This window comes from Methylopila jiangsuensis (genome assembly GCF_027922305.1).
GTDB classification, from domain to species: domain Bacteria; phylum Pseudomonadota; class Alphaproteobacteria; order Rhizobiales; family Methylopilaceae; genus Methylopila; species Methylopila jiangsuensis.
In genome coordinates this window covers 110119-130011 of sequence record NZ_BSFK01000010.1, presented here as the reverse complement: position 1 = coordinate 130011, position 19893 = coordinate 110119, and the positions used below count along the sequence as shown (strand labels likewise).

General features: G+C 69.6%; 17 protein-coding genes. 14 read left to right on the top strand and 3 right to left on the bottom strand.

What is annotated here, in order from left to right; translation table 11 throughout:
• Window positions 1–12 precede the first annotated feature (12 nt).
• The 10 genes from PKE85_RS10295 (at window position 13) to PKE85_RS10250 (ending at window position 13973) form a co-directional block, all read left to right on the top strand.
• Entirely contained in the window at window positions 13–1578 is a 1566-nt protein-coding gene (locus tag PKE85_RS10295; RefSeq protein ID WP_271204655.1) for a hypothetical protein, read from the top strand.
• A 10-nt stretch (window positions 1579–1588) separates the two neighbouring features.
• Window positions 1589–3292, top strand: coding sequence for a heme biosynthesis protein HemY (locus PKE85_RS10290; protein ID WP_271204654.1), 1704 nt, complete (start codon window positions 1589–1591; stop codon window positions 3290–3292).
• 546 nt (window positions 3293–3838) lie between these two features.
• Window positions 3839–5047, top strand: coding sequence for an aminotransferase class V-fold PLP-dependent enzyme (locus PKE85_RS10285; RefSeq protein ID WP_271204653.1), 1209 nt, complete (start codon window positions 3839–3841; stop codon window positions 5045–5047).
• A 127-nt stretch (window positions 5048–5174) separates the two neighbouring features.
• Window positions 5175–6116: a D-2-hydroxyacid dehydrogenase gene (locus PKE85_RS10280; RefSeq protein ID WP_271204652.1), complete on the top strand. Its 942-nt coding sequence runs from the start codon at window positions 5175–5177 to the stop codon at window positions 6114–6116.
• 179 nt (window positions 6117–6295) lie between these two features.
• Window positions 6296–7162 (top strand): NADP-dependent methylenetetrahydromethanopterin/methylenetetrahydrofolate dehydrogenase, encoded by an 867-nt coding sequence (locus PKE85_RS10275; RefSeq protein ID WP_271204651.1) that lies wholly within the window; start codon window positions 6296–6298, stop codon window positions 7160–7162.
• Window positions 7162–7788: a methenyltetrahydrofolate cyclohydrolase gene (gene fchA / locus PKE85_RS10270; protein WP_271204650.1), complete on the top strand. Its 627-nt coding sequence runs from the start codon at window positions 7162–7164 to the stop codon at window positions 7786–7788. Before PKE85_RS10275 ends, fchA begins: the two co-directional genes overlap by 1 nt.
• Before the next feature lie 59 nt (window positions 7789–7847).
• Window positions 7848–9026, top strand: a complete 1179-nt coding sequence (locus PKE85_RS10265) for a malate--CoA ligase subunit beta (protein ID WP_271204649.1) — start codon at window positions 7848–7850, stop codon at window positions 9024–9026.
• Between the two features lie 14 nt (window positions 9027–9040).
• A complete protein-coding gene (gene sucD / locus PKE85_RS10260) occupies window positions 9041–9940 on the top strand; it encodes a succinate--CoA ligase subunit alpha (protein WP_271204648.1) in 900 nt (299 codons plus the stop codon).
• 98 nt (window positions 9941–10038) lie between these two features.
• Entirely contained in the window at window positions 10039–12810 is a 2772-nt protein-coding gene (locus tag PKE85_RS10255; protein WP_271204647.1) for a phosphoenolpyruvate carboxylase, read from the top strand.
• Between the two features lie 188 nt (window positions 12811–12998).
• Window positions 12999–13973 (top strand): HpcH/HpaI aldolase/citrate lyase family protein, encoded by a 975-nt coding sequence (locus tag PKE85_RS10250; RefSeq protein WP_271204646.1) that lies wholly within the window; start codon window positions 12999–13001, stop codon window positions 13971–13973.
• 156 nt (window positions 13974–14129) lie between these two features.
• Here PKE85_RS10250 and PKE85_RS10245 read toward each other — a convergent pair whose 3' ends face one another.
• From PKE85_RS10245 to PKE85_RS10235, 3 genes are all read right to left on the bottom strand, one after another.
• Window positions 14130–14873: a YebC/PmpR family DNA-binding transcriptional regulator gene (locus PKE85_RS10245; RefSeq protein ID WP_271204645.1), complete on the bottom strand. Its 744-nt coding sequence runs from the start codon at window positions 14871–14873 to the stop codon at window positions 14130–14132.
• A gap of 142 nt (window positions 14874–15015) precedes the next feature.
• On the bottom strand, window positions 15016–15291 hold the full coding sequence (locus PKE85_RS10240; RefSeq protein ID WP_271204644.1) for a hypothetical protein: 276 nt from the start codon (window positions 15289–15291) through the stop codon (window positions 15016–15018).
• Window positions 15292–15308: 17 nt separating this feature from the next.
• Entirely contained in the window at window positions 15309–16514 is a 1206-nt protein-coding gene (locus PKE85_RS10235; RefSeq protein ID WP_271204643.1) for a GTP-binding protein, read from the bottom strand.
• Window positions 16515–16674: 160 nt separating this feature from the next.
• On the opposite strand from PKE85_RS10235, the gene PKE85_RS10230 reads away from it, so the two are divergent.
• The 4 genes from PKE85_RS10230 (at window position 16675) to rpsR (ending at window position 19828) form a co-directional block, all read left to right on the top strand.
• Window positions 16675–17778 (top strand): ATP phosphoribosyltransferase regulatory subunit, encoded by a 1104-nt coding sequence (locus PKE85_RS10230; RefSeq protein ID WP_271204642.1) that lies wholly within the window; start codon window positions 16675–16677, stop codon window positions 17776–17778.
• A complete protein-coding gene (gene hisG, locus PKE85_RS10225) occupies window positions 17775–18785 on the top strand; it encodes an ATP phosphoribosyltransferase (protein WP_271204641.1) in 1011 nt (336 codons plus the stop codon). Before PKE85_RS10230 ends, hisG begins: the two co-directional genes overlap by 4 nt.
• 339 nt (window positions 18786–19124) lie before the next feature.
• Window positions 19125–19580 (top strand): 30S ribosomal protein S6, encoded by a 456-nt coding sequence (rpsF, locus tag PKE85_RS10220; protein ID WP_271204640.1) that lies wholly within the window; start codon window positions 19125–19127, stop codon window positions 19578–19580.
• Window positions 19580–19828: a 30S ribosomal protein S18 gene (gene rpsR, locus PKE85_RS10215; RefSeq protein ID WP_271204639.1), complete on the top strand. Its 249-nt coding sequence runs from the start codon at window positions 19580–19582 to the stop codon at window positions 19826–19828. The genes rpsF and rpsR overlap by 1 nt, the downstream gene beginning before the upstream one ends.
• Window positions 19829–19893 lie beyond the last annotated feature (65 nt).

Below are 19893 nucleotides of genomic sequence, written 5' to 3'. Positions count from 1 at the left end.
AAGGAGCGGCCCATGGCGGATCCGAAAGGCCCCGAGCAGAAATCCGGCGGTGCGGCCTCCTCCGCGCGGCCGCGGCCGCCGGTGCTGGACTTGCCCGCCGCCGACGTGACGTCCAAGACCGGCCCGGCGGGCTCGGGCCCCGCGGACGCCAAGCCGGCCGACGCCAAGCCAACTGACGCCAAGACGCCCGACGCCAAGCCGGCCGCGACCGCCGCCGATGCGGCCAGGACCGCCGGCGGGCCATCGGCCTCACCCGCAGCCAAGCCTGCGGACGCCCCTCAGGGCGCCAAGCCGACATCCGGCCCAGCCGCGCCCGCCTCTGCGGCGGCCGATTCGAAACCCTCGGCGTCGGAGCCTCTGAAGGCCGCGACGCCGGGCCTGGCGCAGCCGGCGGCCTCCTCCGCAGGCGCCGCCAAACCCGGCCCCGACAAGCCCTCCGCCGCCACGCCCCAGACGCCGCCCCAGCCGTCCGTCTCGCGCTCGGGCGCCGGACCGCTCGGCCTCGCGGTCGCGACCCTGATGGGCGCCGCCATCGCGGTGGGCGTCGTCGCGCTCTACGGCCGCGATCTGATCGGCGTGAGCAATGTGGCCGCGCCCGCCGCGGCGCCGGACATGTCCCGCGTCGCCGCGCTCGAATCCAAGCTCGACGGCGTCGCCGGCGATCTTGCGGCCTTGCGCGACCGCGCCGCCCAGACGGCGCAGACCTCCGACACCAGCGCCATCGACGCCCGCATCGGCGAACTCGGCAAGGCGGTCGAAGGCTCCAACGCCCGATTCGAGGGGCTTGAGCGCGAGGTGCGCACGCTGGCGGAACGGCCCGCGGAGGTCTCCATCGACACCAAGGCCACCGACGCCCTCGCCGGCCGGCTCGACGCGCTGGAGGAGCAGCTTAAGGCCGCGCCGACCTCCGAGGCGATGACCGAAATCGGCCAGCGGCTCGACGGGGTGGCCCAGCGCCTCGAGGCCCTTGGCCAGCGGCTCGACGGCGTCAGCGACAGCGTGCAGCAGGCGGTCGCCCCGATCGCGGGCAAGATCGATGCCGTGGAATCCGAGCTGAAGGCGCGCCCCGTGGGCGACCCCGACGCCCGTCTGGTGGTGGCGCTCGGCGCGCTGGAGCAGGCGATCGCGGCCGGCCGGCCGTTCACGGCGGAGCTCGCGGTGGCGAAATCGGCCGGCGGCGACGTCTCCGGCGGCCTGGAGGCCTTCGCGGCCGATGGCGCGCCGACGCCGCAGGCCCTCGCGGCTGAGCTCAGGACCCTCATGGACGGCCTGCCGCCGCTCAAGCCGCCGACGGACGGCTCGGTGCTCGACCGGCTGCTGGCCAACGCCGGCTCGATCGTGAAAGTCACGCCCACCGGCGTCCCCGCCGGCTCCGGCCCCGAGGCCGCCCGCGCGCGCGTGAGCGCGCTTGCGAGCCGCGGCGATCTCTCCGGCGCGCTGGCCGCCCGCGACGAACTCGACGACGCGGCCAAAGCCGCGACTGCGGCCTGGGCGGAGAAGGCTCAGGCGCGCCTGGCGGCGAACGCCGCCCTGAACGACGCCCGGCAGGCGGCGTTCACCCGTCTCGGCGCCAAGTGAGGGACCGTCCATGATCCGCGTCCTGCTTTACCTCGCCCTTGTGGGCGTGTTCGCCCTCGGCGCCATCTGGATCGTCGATCGCCCTGGCGAGCTGACGCTGACCTGGCAGGGCTATCGGGTCGAGACCAGCGTGGCGGTGGCCGCAGCGGCCGTGGCGCTGGTGGCGGCGCTCACCGTCGTGCTGTGGAACGTCACGCGCTGGATCCTCGCGGGTCCGGAGGCCTTCGCGCTGTTCCGCCGCAACCGCCGCCGGAGCAAGGGCTATCAGGCCATCGCCCGCGGCGTGGTGGCGGTCGGCACCGGCGACGCCCGCCTCGCCAGCAAGGAGGCGAACGACGCCCGCCGCCTGCTGGGCAAGGAGCCGCTGACGCTGGTTCTGGCCGCCCAGGCCGCCCAGCTTTCCGGCGACCGCATGGGCGCGGAAGCCGCCTTCCGCGCCATGACCGAATCGCCCGCCACCCGCGCGCTCGGCCTTCGCGGCCTGTTCGTGGAGGCGGAGCGGCGCGGCGACCAGCATGCGGCCAAGGCGCTGGCCGAGGAGGCCGCGCGGCAATCGCCTCAGGCTCCTTGGGCGGCGCAGGCGCTGTTCGACTTCCAGTGCGCCGAACGCGACTGGACCGGCGCGCTGACGACGCTGGAGCGCCTGACCGCCAACAAGCTGATCGAGAAGCCCGACGCCAAGCGCCGCCGCGCCGTGCTGCTGACGGCACAGGCCATGGACGGCGCGGGCGCCGACCCCGCGCTCGCGCTGCGCCGCGCCAAGGAGGCCCATGGCCTCGCGCCGGATTTCGTGCCCGCCGCCGCCATCGCCGGGCGCCTGCTCGCCGAGCAGGGCGAGGCCCGCAAGGCGACCAAGATCGTTGAGGCGACCTGGCTCAAGGCGCCCCATCCCGATCTGGCCGAGGTCTACGTGCACGCGCGCCCCAGCGAGCCCGCGCGCGACAAGCTGAAACGCGCCAAGGCGCTGTCGGAGCGCTCCGGCGACCACCCGGAAGGGCTGATCGCGGTGGCCCGCGCCGCCATGGCCGCGCGGGAGTTTGGCGCCGCCCGCGCCGCGCTCGACAAGCTGCTGTCCACCCGCCCCACCGCGCGCGTGTGCCTGCTGATGGCGGAACTGGAGGATCTGGAGCACGGCGCCACCGGCGCCTCCCGCGAGTGGCTGAGCCGCGCGCTGCGCGCCCCGCGCGATCCGCTCTGGGTCGCCGATGGCGTGGCGAGCGACGTGTGGGAGCCGGTGTCGCCGATCAGCGGACGTCTGGACGCGTTCGTCTGGAAGACGCCGGTTGAGGACACCCGCCCCCGGATCGCCGCCGAAGACTGGCTGCAGCAGGCGCCTGCTGAGCTCACCGTGACGGCGCCGTCCGCGCCGGTGGCGGTCCTGCCGCGCAAGATGCCGGAGTTGCAGGACGGCGCGCCTGCGCCGGAACCGGCGAAGCCTGCGGCGACCGCGCCGGCGAAGGTCGACGTGATCACGCCCGCGAAACCTTCGGCGCCTGTCGTCGAGAAGAAAGTCTCGGAGGTTGCGGTCGAACCTGCGCCGGAACCGGCGAAGCTGGAGCCTGTGAAGCCGGGCTCCCCCGCCCGTGCGCCTCAAAAGCCCACCGCCGCGGTGTTTCCGCTCAGCCGCGCTCCCGATGATCCCGGCCCGAGCGGCGCCGAGGCCACCGACACGGTCATGACCCGCTCTCTGCCGGCGACCCGACCAAACTACTGAACGGGAGGACGCCCCGAACCCGCGTTTCAGCGGCCTCCCGGTGGTCCGGCGCCCCGGACACGCGCGGCGACGGTCGTCTTTTGGTCGGCGGTTTCCGATGCCGGCGCTGGCGGGCGTTTTGTCATAATGCCGAAGCGGCGGCGGGCTGTGCGCCGCCGCTTCGGGCCGTTCGCCACCCTTGAGCGCGCCGGACGTCCGACCTTTCGCGCCTCTCGCCGCCAGGATGAGACCTGCGGCGCTCTGGTATAATGCGAAAGTTGAACTCGTGCGCTGACCTATTTCCGGGCCATTTAGCGCTGCAGCCACGCGCCCGCGTGGCTCTTTGGCGTGCGCGCTTTTCATCGTGCGACAAAGGCAACTCAATCGAATTTACGTCGATCTCACAGTCCTACAAATTTTCCTGAAGGGCTGAAATAGATTGACTGAATTCAGACAGACTATGCGGCATGGCTCGCGTTCATTGGTCTAACGTGACCGCCTGTCGCATAGTCACACCGAAGGTTATGCTTATTTTGCGCGTCAATTGCGCGCTCCTAGGAGGACACTATGGCGAGACGCCCCGGTAAGAATTTCCTGTTCGTCCCCGGCCCGACGAACGTTCCGGAGCGCGTGCTCCGCGCCATGGTCGTCAGCCAGGAAGACCATCGTTCGCCGATCTTCCCCGAGCTCACCAAGCCGCTCTATGAGGGCCTGAAGAAGGTCTTCAAGACCACCGAAGGCCAGGTCTTCATCTTCCCGTCCTCGGGCACCGGCGGCTGGGAAGCGGCGCTGACCAACACCCTCGCCCCCGGCGACAAGGTGCTGACCGCCCGCTTCGGCCAGTTCTCGCACCTGTGGACCGACATGGCCCAGCGTCTCGGCCTGGACGTCCAGATCCAGGAAGAGGAGTGGGGCACCGGCGCCCACGAGGAGAAGATCGAAGAGGCTCTCGTCGCCGACAAGAACCATGAGATCAAGGCCGTCATGGTCGTCCACAACGAGACGGCGACCGGCGTGACCTCCAACATCGGCGCCATCCGCAAGGCGATCGACGCGGCCAAGCACCCGGCCCTGCTGTTCGTCGACTCGGTCTCGGGCCTCGGCTCGATCGACTTCCGCTTCGACGAGTGGAAGGTGGACTGCGCGGTCTCCGGCTCGCAGAAGGGCCTCATGCTGCCGGCCGGCCTTGGCTTCGTCTGCGTCAGCCAGCGCGCGCTCGGCCTCCGCAAGAACGCGGGCCTGAACAAGGTCTATTTCGACTTCCAGGACCACATCAACACCAACCCCTCCGGCTACTTCCCCTACACGCCGGCCACCCCGCTGCTGCACGGCCTCAAGGAGGCCCTGGCCTGCATCGAGGACGAGGGTCTGGAGAACATCTTCCGCCGCCATCACATCCTCGCCGAGGCCACCCGCAAGGCGGTCGCCGCATGGGGCCTGAAGGTCTGCGCGAAGGAGCCCCGCTGGCACTCCGACACCGTGTCGGCGATTCTGGCGCCGGAAGGCATCGACGCGGCGAAGATCATCCGCCACGCCTATGACCGCTACAACCTCGCGCTTGGCGCCGGCCTGTCGAAGGTCGCGGGTCGCGTGTTCCGCATCGGCCACATCGGCGACCTGAACGAGCTGATGCTGCTCGGCGCGATCGCCGGCGCGGAGATGTCGATGCTCGACAACGGCGTGAAGATCAAGGCGGGCTCGGGCGTGGGCGCCGCGCAGGACTACCTGCGCGACAACCCGATCGAGCCGCAGGCTGCGGCCCCCAAGGCGGCCTGACACCGGGATCACACCACCGGGCGCGCTTGAAACCGCGCGCCCGGTGGGCATTCTGCCCGGGTTTGAAAACGCCGCACGCGCAGCGGGGCCTCCCTCCGCACGAGATGCCGGCGGCATGGGGAGCGCAATGACGCACAAGATTGTCTTTCTCGACCGCGAGAGCGTGGACGCGAACGTCCGCCGTCCGAATTTTCCGCACGACTACGTGGAATATCAGTCGACCTGGACGCCCGACGAGATCGTCGAGCGCCTGAAGGACGCCGACATCGCCCTGATCAACAAGGTGCCGATGCGGGCCGAGGTGCTGAAGCAGCTTCCGAAGCTGAAGCTGATCGCCGTCGCCGCCACCGGCACGGATGTGGTCGACAAGGTCCAGGCCAAGGCGCAGGGGATCACCGTCTCCAACATCCGCGGCTACGCCTTCAACACGGTGCCCGAGCACGTCATCGCGCTGATCTTCGCGCTGCGCCGCTCGATCGTGCCTTACGCGAACTCCGTGAAGCGCGGCGACTGGAACAAGTCGCAGCAGTTCTGCTACTTCGACTATCCGATCTACGACATCGCCGGCTCCACGCTCGGCATCATCGGCTACGGCGCGCTCGGCAAGTCCATCGGCAAGCGCGCGGAAGCGCTCGGCATGAAGGTGCTGCCCTACGACGTGTTCCCGCAGGACGGCCTCGTGGACTTCGAGACCGTGCTGACCCAGTCGGACGTCATCACCATCCACGTTCCGCTCACGCCCGACACCAAGAACATGTTCGGCGCCGAGCAGTTCAAGAAGATGAAGAACAGCGCCATCCTCATCAACACCGCCCGCGGCGGCCTGGTGGACGAGGCGGCGCTGATCGAGGCGCTGAAAGCCGGCGAGATCGGCGGCGCAGGCTTTGACGTGGTGGCGCAGGAGCCTCCGAAGGACGGCAACATCCTGTGCGACGCCGACCTGCCGAACCTCATCGTCACGCCGCATGTGGCCTGGGCGAGCAAGGAGGCGATGCAGATCCTCGCCGACCAGCTCATCGACAACGTCGAGAACTTCGTCGCCGGCAAGCCGTCGAACGTCGTGGAGTGACGTCTTAAGCCCTCGGCCTCCGTCGCGACGCCCGGGCGAGCCGGGCGGTCGCGCCGGCGGGGGTTCGGGGCGAGGCGACATCTGAAACGCCCGCACGAAACGGGCAGGACGCCGCGCGAGGTCTGCAGCCTCGGGCGTCTTACGAAACGGCCGCGGACGCGCGGACCACAGGGAAGATCATGACCAAGAAGCTTCTGTTCCAATTCGACACCGACGCCACCCCGAGCGTGTTCGACGTGGTCGTCGCCTATGACGGCGGCGCGGACCATGTGACCGGCTACGGCAATGTCACGCCCGACAACGTCGGCGCGTATGTGGACGGCACCATCTACACGCGCGGCGGCCCCGAGAAGAAGTCGACGGCGATCTTCGTGGGCGGCGGCGACATGGCGGCCGGCGAGGCGGTGTTCGACGCCGTGAAGAAGCGGTTCTTCGGTCCGTTCCGCGTTTCGGTCATGCTGGACTCGAACGGCTCGAACACCACCGCCGCGGCGGGCGTGGCGCTGGCGGTTAAGGCCGCCGGCGGCGACATCAAGGGCAAGAAGGCCGTGGTGCTCGCCGGCACCGGTCCGGTCGGCATGCGCTCGGCCGCCATGCTCGCCAAGGAAGGCGCGACGGTCGCCATTACCGGCCGCGACCTCGCCAAGACCCAGAAGGCGGCGGACGCCATCGAGAAGCGCTTCGGCGTCAAGATCGAGGCCGTCGCGGCCGCCGACGAGGCGTCCCGCAAGGCGGCGATCTCCGGCGCGAATCTGGTGTTCTCCGCCGGCGCCATCGGCTTCGAGCTGATCTCGGAAGAGAACTGGTCGTCGGAAGCCTCGGTCGAGATCGTGGTCGACTACAACGCGCAGCCCCCGCTCGGCATCGGCGGCATCGAGGCCTTCGACAAGGCCAAGGAGCGTCACGGCAAGCTCGCCATCGGCGCGCTCGGCCTCGGCGGCCTGAAGCTGAAGCTGCACCGCACGCTGATCGGCAAGCTGTTCGATTCGGCCGAGCAGTCGTTCGACGCCGACGAGATCTACGCCCTCGCGAAAGAGATGGCGTGATGGCGCGGGAGCAGGCTCTCGGCCGGTTCCTCGACGAACTGGCGAGCGAAGCGCCGACGCCGGGCGGCGGCGGCGCGGCCGCGATCTCCGGCGCCATGGGGGCGGCGCTCGTCTCCATGGTCGCCAACCTGACCATCGGCAAGCCGAAATACGCCGAGGTGGAGGAGCAGGTGAAGGCGGTGCTGGCGAAGTCCGAGCCGCTGCGCGCCAAGCTCACCGACGCCATCGCCGACGACGTGAAGGCCTTCGACGCCGTGATGGGGGCCTATGGCCTGCCGCGCGGCACCGATGAGGAGAAGGCCTCCCGCTCCGAGCGCATCCAGGCGTCGCTGAAGGTGGCGACCGACGTGCCGCTGGAGGCCGCCCGGCTCTGCGCCGAGGCGATCGAGCTCTCCGCCGAGATCGCCGAGATCGGCAACCTCAACGTGATCTCGGACGCGGGCGTCGCGGTCCAGTCGGCCTACGCCGGCCTGATGAGCGCCGCCCTCAACGTTCGCGTCAACGCCAAGTCGATCAAGGACCGCGAGTTCGCGGACGCCCGGCTCGCCGAGCTGGAGACCCTGATCGCGGACGCGGGCGCTCTGACCGGAAAGACCTACGAGCTGGTCAAGAACAAGCTGGGTTGACCGCCCAACGACAACAACAGGCTCGCGGGAAGACTCTGAACGCTTAGGGAGGATTCGTGATGGACGTTCACGAGTATCAAGCCAAGGAACTGCTCGCGAGCTTCGGCGTCGCCGTCCCCAAGGGGGCGGTGGCGTTCAGCCCCGATCAGGCGGTCTACGCCGCCACCGAACTCGGCGGCGGCGCCTGGGCGGTCAAGGCCCAGATCCACGCCGGCGCGCGGGGCAAGGCGGGCGGCGTCCGACTGTGCCGCACCTACAACGAGGTGCGCGACGCCGCCAAGTCCATGCTCGGCAAGCGGCTCGTCACGGTCCAGACCGGCCCCGAGGGCAAGCCCGTCCAGCGCGTCTACGTGGAGGCGGCCGATCCGTTCGAGCGCGAGCTCTATCTGGGCTATGTGCTCGACCGGAAGGCGGAACGGGTGCGCGTCATCGCCTCCACCCGCGGCGGCATGGAGATCGAGGAGATCGCCAGGACCGACCCGGACGCGCTGATCCAGGTGGTGGTGGAGCCGGCGGTCGGCCTGCAGCCGTTCGAGGCGCGGGAGCTCGCCTTCAAGCTCGGGCTCAACATCCGGCAGGCCTCAGCCGCCGTGAAGGTGATCCTGAACGCCTACCGCGCCTTCCGCGACACCGACTGCGTCATGCTGGAGATCAACCCGCTGGTGGTCTCCCGCGACGACCGGGTGCTGGCGCTCGACGCCAAGATGTCCTTCGACGACAACGCGCTGTTCCGCCGCCCCAACGTGGCCGACATGCACGACCCCTCCCAGTCCGACCCGCGCGAGGCGCAGGCGGCGGAGCACAATCTGAGCTACATCGGCCTCGACGGCGAGATCGGCTGCATCGTCAACGGCGCGGGCCTCGCCATGGCCACCATGGACATGATCAAGCACGCCGGCGGCGAGCCGGCGAACTTCCTCGACGTGGGCGGCGGCGCCTCGCCGGACCGGGTCGCCACCGCCTTCCGGCTGGTGCTGTCCGATCCGAAGGTGAAGGCGATCCTGGTCAACATCTTCGCCGGCATCAACCGCTGCGACTGGGTGGCCCAGGGCGTGATCCAGGCCGCTCGCGAGGTGAAGATCGACGCGCCGCTGATCGTGCGCCTCGCCGGCACCAACGTGGAGGCGGGCAAGAAAATCCTTGAGGAAAGCGGCCTCGACATCATCGCCGCCGACACCCTGTCGGAAGCCGCCGCCAAGGCGGTGGCGGCCTGCGCCGACGCCAAGCGCGCGGCCTGAGGGGAGACGGTTCCATGAGCATCCTCATCGACGAAACCACCCCGATCCTCATTCAGGGCATGACCGGCGACAAGGGCACCTTCCACGCCCGTGAGATGATCGCCTACGGCTCCCGCGTGGTGGCGGGCGTGACGCCCGGCAAGGGCGGGACCACCCATCTGGACGTTCCGGTGTTCGACACCGTGAAGGACGCCGTGGCCGCCACCGGGGCCACCACCTCCATCACCTTTGTCGCTCCCCCGTTCGCGGCCGACGCCATCATGGAGGCCGCCGACGCCGGGCTGAAGCTGGTCTGCTCCATCACCGACGGCATTCCCGCCCAGGACATGATGCGCGTGAAGCGCTACCTGCGCCGCTATCCCAAGGACAAGCGGACCATGGTGGTGGGCCCCAACTGCGCCGGCATCATCTCGCCGGGCAAGGCCATGCTCGGCATCATGCCGGGCCACATCTACCTCAAGGGCAACGTGGGCGTGATCTCCCGCTCCGGCACGCTCGGCTACGAGGCCGCCTCCCAGATGAAGGCGCTCGGGATCGGCGTCTCGACCTCGGTCGGCATCGGCGGCGACCCCATCAACGGCTCGTCCTTCCTCGACCATCTCGCCCTGTTCGAGCAGGACGACGAGACCGACGCGGTGCTGATGATCGGCGAGATCGGCGGCCCGCAGGAAGCCGAAGCCGCCGCCTGGATCAAGGACAACATGACGAAGCCGGTGGTGGGCTTCGTGGCCGGCCTCACCGCGCCCAAGGGCCGGCGCATGGGCCATGCGGGCGCCATCATCTCCGCCGCCGGCGACAGCGCCGCCGAGAAGGCGGAGATCATGCGCTCCTACGGTCTGACGGTCGCCCCCTCCCCCGGCGATTTCGGCACGACGGTTGCAGAGGTGCTGGGCAGGCTGAAATCCGCAGCCTGAACCTTCGAACGCCGGCGGCGGCGCCTGAATTCTCCGCCGCCGCCCGCGTCATCCGCCTTACCTGACGGCGCCCGCCGCCCGCAGACATGGACCTTGCGATGTCTCCCCAAGCTCAATTCGCCGCGCCCATGCCGGACACCATCGAGCCCTTCGCGCCGCCGGTCATCACCGGAACGGCGCCGGACGCGGCCACCGAAATCCTGTTCCACGCTCTGATCGAGGTGTGCCGCCGGCACCAGCCGGAGCTTGAATCCGTCCTGCGCGGCGAGGCGGACATCTCCCAGCTCACGCCGGAGCTGCTGGGCCGGGCGCTGCAGGTGCAGGGCATCTGGTTCCGCCTGCTGTCGATCGTGGAGGAGAACACCGCCATGCGCCGCCGCCGCCATGCGGAGCGGACCCAGGGGCGCGACGCGGTGCGCGGCACCTTCTCCCACGTTCTCGCCGAGGCGGTGGCGGCCGGCGTGAAGGCGCCCGAGATCCATGAGCTGCTGAAGTCGATCCGCATCCGCCCGACGCTCACCGCGCATCCGACCGAGGCCAAGCGCGTGACGGTGCTGGAGAAGCTGCGCCGCATCTATCTCGACCTGCGCGAGCTGGAGCTGCCGCGCTGGACCGAGCGCGAGCGCGCGGCGCTGCTCGCGGACCTGCGCGACCAGATCGAGCTGATCTGGATGACGGGCGAGCTGCAGCTCGAGAAGACCACCGTCGAGCGCGAGGTCTCCTGGGGCCTGCACTTCTTCGACGAAGCGCTGTTTGAGATGATCCCCGAGGTGCTGTACTCGCTCGAAGCCTCCCTCGCCGAATATTATCCGGACGAGAGCTTCGAAGTGCCGGCCTTCTTCCAGTTCGGCTGCTGGATCGGCGGCGACCGGGACGGCAACCCCTTCGTGACCTCGGACGTCACCCGCACCACGCTGAAGCGCAACGGCCGCGCCTCCATGCGGCGGTTCCGCGCCCGGCTCAACGACCTCGGCAAACTGCTGTCGATCACCGAACGGGCGCTGCCGACGCCGATCGCCTTCCGCAAGGAGCTGACCGCGCGGCTTGCGGCCAGCGGCGACGGCGAGGCCATTCAGGCGCGCAATCCCGGCGAGCACTTCCGCCAGTTCCAGACCTGCATGCTGCGCAAGCTCGACGCCACCATCGAGCGCAACAAGGAGGAGCCGGTCGTCCTGCCGGGCCCGTTCTATGTGGACGCGGACGAACTGATCAACGACATCAAGGCGCTGGAGCAGGGCCTGATCGACTCCGGCTGCCGGTCGCTTGCGGTCAATCAGGTGCGCCCGGTGCGTCGCATGGTGGAGATCTTCCGCTTCTCCACCGTCAATCTCGACATCCGCGAGAACTCGACCCGCACCACCAACACGCTGCGGGAGATCTGGGCCTCGATCCAGGGTCGCCCGGTGGAGGAGGCGCCGGACGTCGAATCGACCGAATGGCGCACCTGGCTGACCTCGGAGCTGTCCAAGCCCCGCACCGTAAAGCGTTCGCTGGACGGCCTGTCCGACGCGTCGCGCGAGACGCTCGCCACCTTCGCGCTGGTGGCGGAGATGAAGACCGAGCTCGACCGCGAGGCGGTGGGCAGCTTCATCCTGTCCATGACGCGCTCGGTGAACGACATCCTCGGCGTCTACCTCATCGCCAAGGAGGCCCGGCTCTATCTGGACAGCCCCGGCGTGGAGATCTGCCAGCTGCCGATCGTCCCGCTGTTCGAGACCATCGAGGACCTGCGCGCCGCGCCCGCCATCATGAAGGAGCTGCTGTCGATCCCGCTGGTGCGCCGTTCGGTGCGCTGGCAGGGCGGCTTCCACGAGGTCATGGTCGGCTATTCGGACAGCAACAAGGACGGCGGCTACTTCGCCTCCAACTGGGAGCTGTACAAGGCGCAGTCCAAGCTGACCGAAGTCGGCCAGCAGGCGGGCGTGCCGATCGCTTTCTTCCATGGCCGCGGCGGCTCGGTGTCCCGCGGCGGCGCGCCGACCGCCCGCGCCATCGAGGCCCAGCCCCCCGGCTCCATCAGCCGCCAGTACCGGGTGACCGACCAGGGCGAGGTGGTGTCGTTCAAATACTCCAACCGCGGCACCGCCGCCTATCAGATGGAGCTCACCGCCGCTTCGGTGATGGAGCACATCCTGAAGTCGAAGCTGGAGAAGAACGGCTCCCGGCCCGAATTCGACGACGCCATGGAGGCGCTGTCCGGCGCGTCCCGGGCGGTCTACACCAAGCTGATCCAGCACCCCGGGCTGGTGGAGTATTTCCAGAACGCGAGCCCGCTCGACGAACTGGCGCTGCTCAACATCGGCTCGCGCCCGGCGCGGCGCTTCGGGGCGCGCTCGCTCAGCGACCTTCGGGCGATCCCCTGGGTGTTCGCCTGGGCGCAGAACCGGCACATCGTCACCGGCTGGTACGGCATCGGCTCCGCCTTCAAGAACTTCATCGACGTGCGCGGGCAGGACGGCGAGGCGCTGCTGAAGCGCATGTTCGAGCAGTCCAAGCCGTTCCGCCTGATCCTCGACGAGGTGGAGAAGACATTGCGCATGGTCGACCTGTCGATCGCGCGCGAATACTCCACTCTCGTGCCGGACCAGCAGATCCGCGACGAGATCTTCCGCATGATCGAGGAGGAGTACGCGCTCACCTGCGAGATGGCGCTGCGCGTCTCCGGCGGCGGCGAAATCGCCTTCCGCTACCCCGCTTTCCGGGAAAGGCTGGAGGAGCGCCTGCCGGTGATCAACCAGGTCAGCCGCGAACAGGTGGAGCTGCTGCGCCGCTTCCGGGCGGAGACCGACGAGTTCAAGCGCGAGGAAAGCAAGTCCGCGCTGCTGCTGTCGATCAACTGCATCGCGGTCGGTTTCGGCGCCACGGGCTGAGCCTCTCCGCCGGCACGCGAACCATCGCCACGGCGCCGCAGGGCGACGCCGTGGCATACAAGACGTGACAAGAATAATATGTCGCGCGCGTCACAAAGACGTAAGTCTAACGGACTAAAAAGACGCGCTTCAAGAAACGCCGTGTTCGTTATAGACGAACAAGCATCCGGACATCCGAGGAGGATATCATGAGCTTCACGCTGGTTCAGCAGGCCACGCCGCGTCTTCATCGCTCCGAGCTGGCGGTGCCCGGCTCCAACCCGACCTTCATGGAGAAGTCGGCCCAGTCGAAGGCGGACGTGATCTTCCTCGATCTCGAGGACGCCGTCGCGCCCGACGACAAGGAGCAGGCGCGCAAGAACATCATCCAGGCCCTGAACGAGATCGATTGGGGCGCCAAGACCATGATGATCCGCATCAACGGTCTCGACACCCACTACATGTACCGCGACGTGGTCGACATCGTTGAGGCCTGCCCGCGCCTCGACATGATCCTGATCCCGAAGGTGGGCGTTCCGCAGGACGTCTACGCCATCGACGTGCTGGTCACCCAGATCGAGCAGGCCAAGAAGCGCGAGAAGAAGATCGGCTTCGAGGTGCTGATCGAGACCGCCCTCGGCATGGCGAACGTGGAGGCGATCGCCACCTCGTCCAAGCGCCTCGAGGCCATGTCCTTCGGCGTGGCGGACTACGCCGCCTCCTGCCGCACCCGCTCCACCGTCATCGGCGGCGTGAACCCGGACTACTCGGTGCTCACCGACAAGGACGAGTCCGGCAAGCGCGAGACCCACTGGCAGGATCCGTGGCTGTTCGCCCAGCAGCGCATGCTGGTCGCCTGCCGCGCCTATGGCCTGCGCCCGATCGACGGCCCGTTCGGCGACTTCTCCGATCCGGACGGCTACCTGTCCGCCGCCCGCCGCTGCGCGGCCGCGGGCTACGAGGGCAAGTGGGCGATCCACCCCTCGCAGATCGAACTCGCCAACGACGTGTTCACGCCGTCCGAGGCCGAGGTCACCAAGGCCCGCCGCATCCTCGAGGCCATGGAAGAGGCCGCCAAGGCCGGCCGCGGCGCCGTGGCGCTCGACGGCCGCCTGATCGACATCGCCTCCATCCGCATGGCGGAAGCGCTGATCGAGAAGGCCAACGCCATGAAGGCGGCCTGATCGGCTTAACGCCTCCCAGACACGCGGAACGGCCGGGAACATCGCGTCCCGGCCGTTTTCGTTCGCGGGCTTCGCCGCCGCGCCGGCGGGCGCATGAAAAAACCCGCGGACCTTCGCCCGCGGGTTTTTCGCAATGGGGGGACTGAAAGGCCGGGCTCAGCCGATCTTGGCCATGATCTCTTCGGAGATCTCGTAGTTGCCGTAGACATTCTGCACGTCGTCGTCGTCGTCCAGCGCGTCGACCAGCTTGAGCAGCGAGACCGCCTTGTCTTCGTCCAGCGCGGTGGTGGTGGAGGGGCGCCACACCGCCTTGGCGGCCTCGGCCTCGCCGAGCTTGGCCTCCAGCGCCTTGGACACCTCGTTCAGGTCCTCAAAGGCGCAGGTGACGACGTGGCTTTCCTCGTCGGACTCCACGTCGTCCGCGCCGGCCTCGATCGCCGCCTCCAGCACCTCGTCGGGGGAGCCTGCCTTGGCCGGATAGACGATCTCGCCCACCCGGCTGAACATGAACGCCACCGAGCCGGTTTCGCCCATCGCTCCGCCGGATTTGGTGAAGTAGGAGCGCACGGCGGCCGCGGTGCGGTTGCGGTTGTCGGTCAGCGCCTCGACGATGACGGCGACGCCGCCGGGGCCGTAGCCCTCGTAGCGCACCTCTTCATAGTTGTCCGCGTCGCCGCCGGAGGCCTTGTTGATGGCGCGCTGGATGTTGTCCTTGGGCATGGACTGGGCCTTGGCCGCAGCCACCGCGAGGCGCAGGCGCGGGTTCATGGCCGGGTCCGGCAGACCCGACTTGGCGGCGACGGTGATTTCGCGCCCGAGCTTCGAGAACAGCTTGGCCCGCACCGCATCCTGGCGGCCCTTGCGGTGCATGATGTTCTTGAACTGCGAATGTCCGGCCACGGACGCCTCCGGCGGTTGCGGGACGGGGTCCGCCGCCGTTTCCGGCGCAAGGCGGGATCAGCGGTGAACGCTCGTCCGACGAATGAGATCGGGGCGCGTTATAAGACCACGGATTTCTGTTGGAAAGAGAGGCGAAGGGCGGTCAGGCCGCTTCTTCGGCCGCACGGCGCAGGGCGTCTTCCGTCACCTGCGCCATGGGCATGGCGAGCTTCAGCGCCTTGGTGCGGGCCCCGACGCGCATGACGAGGATCACCGTCTCCGCCCCGCCGCAGGCGGGATCGCCGCAGGCGATCTCGCTGACGGTGAGGGCGTCGTCCTCGCCGAGCGCAAGCGCCGCCCGCGCCAGATCGTTGAGCCGGCGCGAGACGGCGGCGCGCTCGGGGTCTTCGGCGCGTTTCGAGCGGAAGAACAGGGCCATGGCCCTAACCTCTACCCTCAGGCCGCATCCCGGCGCCAGAGCGGAAACGGGTCTGGCAGCCGCGCGTAGAGCGACCAGTCCGGCCCGGTCTCCGAGCCCACCAGCGCCTCCTCCAGGGCCGCCTCGATCGCGGCGCGGTCGAGCCCGACGCCGATGAACACCAGTTCCTGCCGGCGGTCGCCCCAGACCTTGTCCCAGCGCGCCTTCAGCCAGTCGCGCCATTCGGGATGCTCCGGCCAGTCGCGCTTCGGCACCGCAGCCCACCAGAAGCCCGCGCCCTCGGTGCGGCAGATCGTGCCGGCAAGCGACATCTCGCCGGCCCAGTCCGGCCGGGTCGCGAGCCAGAAATGGCCCTTGGCCCGCACCAGCCCCGGCCAGGTGCGGGCAAGCACAGCCGAGAACCGCTCGGGGTGGAACGGACGGCGCGCCCGGAACACGAAGCTCGAGACGCCGTACTCCTCGGTCTCCGGCACATGGTCCTTGAAGCCGAACAGTTCCTTGGCCCACAGCGGATTGCGCCGCGCCTGCTCGAAATCGAACCGGCCGGTGTCGACGAGCTTGGCCAGCGGCACGCGTCCAAAATCCGCCTCCACGATCTCCGCGTCGCCGTTCAGCGCGCGGATCACGCCCCGGGCCGCGGCGCGCTGCTCGGGCGTCGCCGCGGAGGCCTTGTTCAGCACCACCAGATCGGCGAACTCGATCTGCTCCACCAGCAGATCGACTAGCGTGCGCTCGTCGCCCTCGCCTGCGGTCTCGCCGCGGTCCTTCAGGAAGTCCTTGCCGCCGTAGTCCTTCAGCAGGTTGGCCGCGTCCACCACCGTCACCATGGCGTCGAGCCGGGCCACGTCCGACAGCGAGAAGCCGTTTTCGTCGCGGAAGTCGAAGGTGGCGGCCACCGGCATGGGCTCGGCGATGCCGGTGGATTCGATCACCAACGCGTCGAAGCGCTTCTCGGCGGCGAGGCGGCGCACCTCCGTCAGCAGGTCGTCGCGCAGGGTGCAGCAGATGCAGCCGTTGGTCATCTCCACCAGCTTTTCCTCGGTGCGCGACAGCCTACCGCCGTTCCGCACCAGATCGGCGTCGATGTTCACCTCCGACATGTCGTTGACGATCACCGCCACCTTGAGGTCCGCCCGGTTGGCGAGGATGTGGTTGAGCAGGGTGGTCTTGCCGGCGCCGAGGAAGCCGGACAGCACGGTGACGGGAAGGCGGGGGTCGGCCATGGCCAGTCCTCATTATGTAATGTTATTTTATAACATATAAGACGCATCCCAACCTCGCAACCCGCGCGCCATGGCCGCGGCCCGCGGGAAAAGGGTCGCGCTCGCGGCCCCCGTTTGCTATTCGCGCGGGCAACCCGCCCCCGTTCAACCGTGCGAGCCGATGTCCCCGCTGGTTCCGATCCCTTCGACCCTGCTCGACCGTTTCGAGGCCGCAGGCCTCCGCCGGGTCGAGCCCTCGATCCTGCAGCCAAGCGAGCCGTTCCTGCATGTGATGGGCGAGGAGCTGCGCCAGCGCATGTTCCTGACCTCCGACGCCGAAGGCCGGGAGCTCTGCCTGCGTCCGGATTTCACCATTCCGGTCGCCCGCGCCCATCTCGCGGGCCCGGATGCGGCGGCCGCGCGGGCCTATTTCTACGCCGGCCCCATCTTCCGTCAGCGGCGATCGGGCCCAAGCGAGACCCCGCAGGCGGGCGTGGAGAGCTTCGGCCGCGCCGACAGCCTCGCCTGCGAGACCGAGATGCTGGCGCTGGCGCTCGAGGCCTGCGCCACGCTCGGCGTGGCTGAGCCCCACATCCAGCTCGGCGATCTGGGCCTCATCGCCGCCGCGGTCGAGGCCGTCGACGCGCCGGACGCCCTGAAGCGGCGCCTCACCCGCGAGATCGCCTATGGCGGCGCGACGCTTGACGCGCTGGCCGACCCCGGACCCGCTCCGCAGGAGCTCGAAGGCCTGTTCGCGGCGCTCGACGCCGCCGGCCCAAAAGCCGCCCGCGCGGTGATCGAGGACGTGCTGTCGCTCGCCGGCATCGCCGCCGTGGGCGGCCGGACGCCGGCGGAGATCGCCGACCGCTTCATCGAGCAGAACGCCGCCCGCTCCGCCGGCGCGCTGGACGACGAGGCCCGCCGGGCGCTGAACGCCTTCCTCGCCATCGAGGGCGGCGCGCGCGAGGCCGCCGACCGGCTGGCGGCGCTGGCCTCATCCGGCCTCGGGCTCGGCGCCGCGGCCGAGGCCTTCGCCGCGCGGCTCGACGCCTTCGAGGCCGCGGGCCTGCCGGTGAACCGCATGCGCTTCTCCGCCCGCTTCGGCCGCCGGCTCGACTACTACACCGGCCTCGTGTTCGAGCTGTCGCAACCGGGTCAGGCCGAAGGGCCGCTCGCCGGCGGCGGACGCTACGACCGGCTTCTCTCCGCGCTGGGAGCTCCCTCCCCCGTGACGGGCGTCGGCTTCTCGCTCTGGCTCGACCGCTTCCCCGGAGCCGCCCGATGACCCGGCCCCTGATCCTCGCCGTTCCCTCCAAGGGCCGCCTGCAGGAGAACGCGCAGGCCTTCTTCGCCCGCGCCGGCCTGCACTTCACCCGCCCGAACGGCGCGCGCGACTATCGCGGCGGCATCGCCGACCTGCCGGCGGTGGAGATCGCCTATCTTTCCGCCTCCGACATCGCGAGCCAGCTCGCGAGCGGCGGCGCGCACCTCGGCGTGACCGGAGAGGATCTGATCCGGGAGCAGATTCCGGACGCCGCGACCCGCGTGAAGCTGCTCCAGCCGCTGGGCTTCGGCCATGCGGACGTTGTGGTGGCCGCGCCCAAGGCCTGGATCGACGTCAACACCATGGCCGATCTCGACGACGTGGCCGCCGACCTGCAGCGCCGCCACGGCCGCCGGCTGCGGGTCGCCACCAAATACGTCAACCTGACCCACGGCTTCTTCGCATGGAAGGACCGCGCCGACGGCCGCGGCCGCGCGGGCGTCTCCAACTACCGCATCGTGGAGAGCCTCGGCGCCACGGAAGGCGCGCCGGCGGCGGGCGCCGCGGACGTGATCGTGGACATCACCTCCACCGGCGCCACCCTGTCCGCCAACGCGCTCAAGATCCTGAGCGACGGCGTCATCCTGCGCAGCCAGGCCCATCTGGTGGCGGGGCTGTCCGCCGACTGGTCGGACGCGGCGCGCACCGCCGCCCGCGTGATCCTGACCCGGATCGCGGCCGAGGTGCGGGCGCGGGAGATCCGCGAGGTGCGGGCGCGCTTCGACGCCGGCGTGGAGCGGGTGCTGGTGGACGTGGCGGCCCGCTTCGACGCCCGCGCGCCGTTCGGCCCGCCGGCGCCCGGAACGCCGCTGACGCTGCACGCGCCGAAGAAGGCGCTGTTCCCGCTGATCGACGCTCTCACCGCCGCGGGCGCCGGCGCGATCACGGTCGCGACGCTGGAAGACGTGTTCGAGCCGAACCCGCCGCTGGTGGCGGGCCTGTTCGACGCGCTGGCCGGCAAGGTCTGAAAGCAAAGAGAGCGATTCAAGGCCGGCTTGAAAATCGCCGAAACGCGCGATCAAAACCCCTTCCCGCCCCAAGCTTGATAACCGGTCACGCCGCTCTCGCGGCCCTCTGCGATCCGGGGGCGACGGCGAAGGTCTTGCGCGTCACGGGGGATTCCTCTATAGGGCGCGCTTCGCGTCGTTCGGCTGGGGGCTGAACGGAGGGTTCGGGTTCCGCCCGATCAGGACCGTAAGGGGTCCGACCTCCCGTGTCTCCGCCTTCGAGAATCTGTTCGGGCCTTCGCGGGCTCGAAGGGCTTCGCGCCGGACGGCAGGATCCACCGCAAGAAGGTTCAAGCCCTCATGCCGCTTTACGAACACGTCTTCCTGGCGCGCCAGGACGTGACGGCGCAGCAGGTCGAGGCGCTCACCGAACAGTACAAGGCCGTCCTTCAGGGGCTCGGCGGAGAGGTCACCAAGACCGAGTACTGGGGCGTGAAGCCGCTCGCCTACCGCATCAAGAAGAACCGCAAGGCCCACTACACGCTCCTGAACATCGACGCGCCGGCCTCCGCCGTCGCCGAGCTGGAGCGTCAGCAGGGCATCAGCGAAGACATCCTGCGCGTGCTCACCCTGAAGGTGGAGGAGCTCGAGGAGGGCCCGTCCGCGATGCTTCAGCGCCGTGACCGCGACGACCGCGACGACCGCCCCCGCGGCGGCCGCGACGGCGAGCGCGGCGGTTTCCGCCGCGAGGGCGGGGACCGTGGTCCGCGCCGTGACGACCGCGGCCCGCGCCGCGACGAGCAGGGAGCCGAGTGATGGCCGCCGCAGCGTCCGGCGGCCAGCGCCGCCCCTTCTTCCGCCGTCGCAAGACCTGCCCGTTCTCCGGCGCCAACGCCCCGAAGATCGACCACAAGGACGTGCGGCTTCTGCAGCGCTACATCTCCGAGCGCGGCAAGATCGTGCCCTCGCGCATCACGGCGGTCTCCGCCAAGAAGCAGCGCGAGCTGGCCCGCGCCATCAAGCGTTCGCGCTTCCTCGGCCTGCTGCCCTACGTCATCAAGTGATCTGAGGCGGCCTCGCGCCGCCTCCCGTCACTGAGACGACCGTTTCCGGCTTCGGCGTCCGCGCC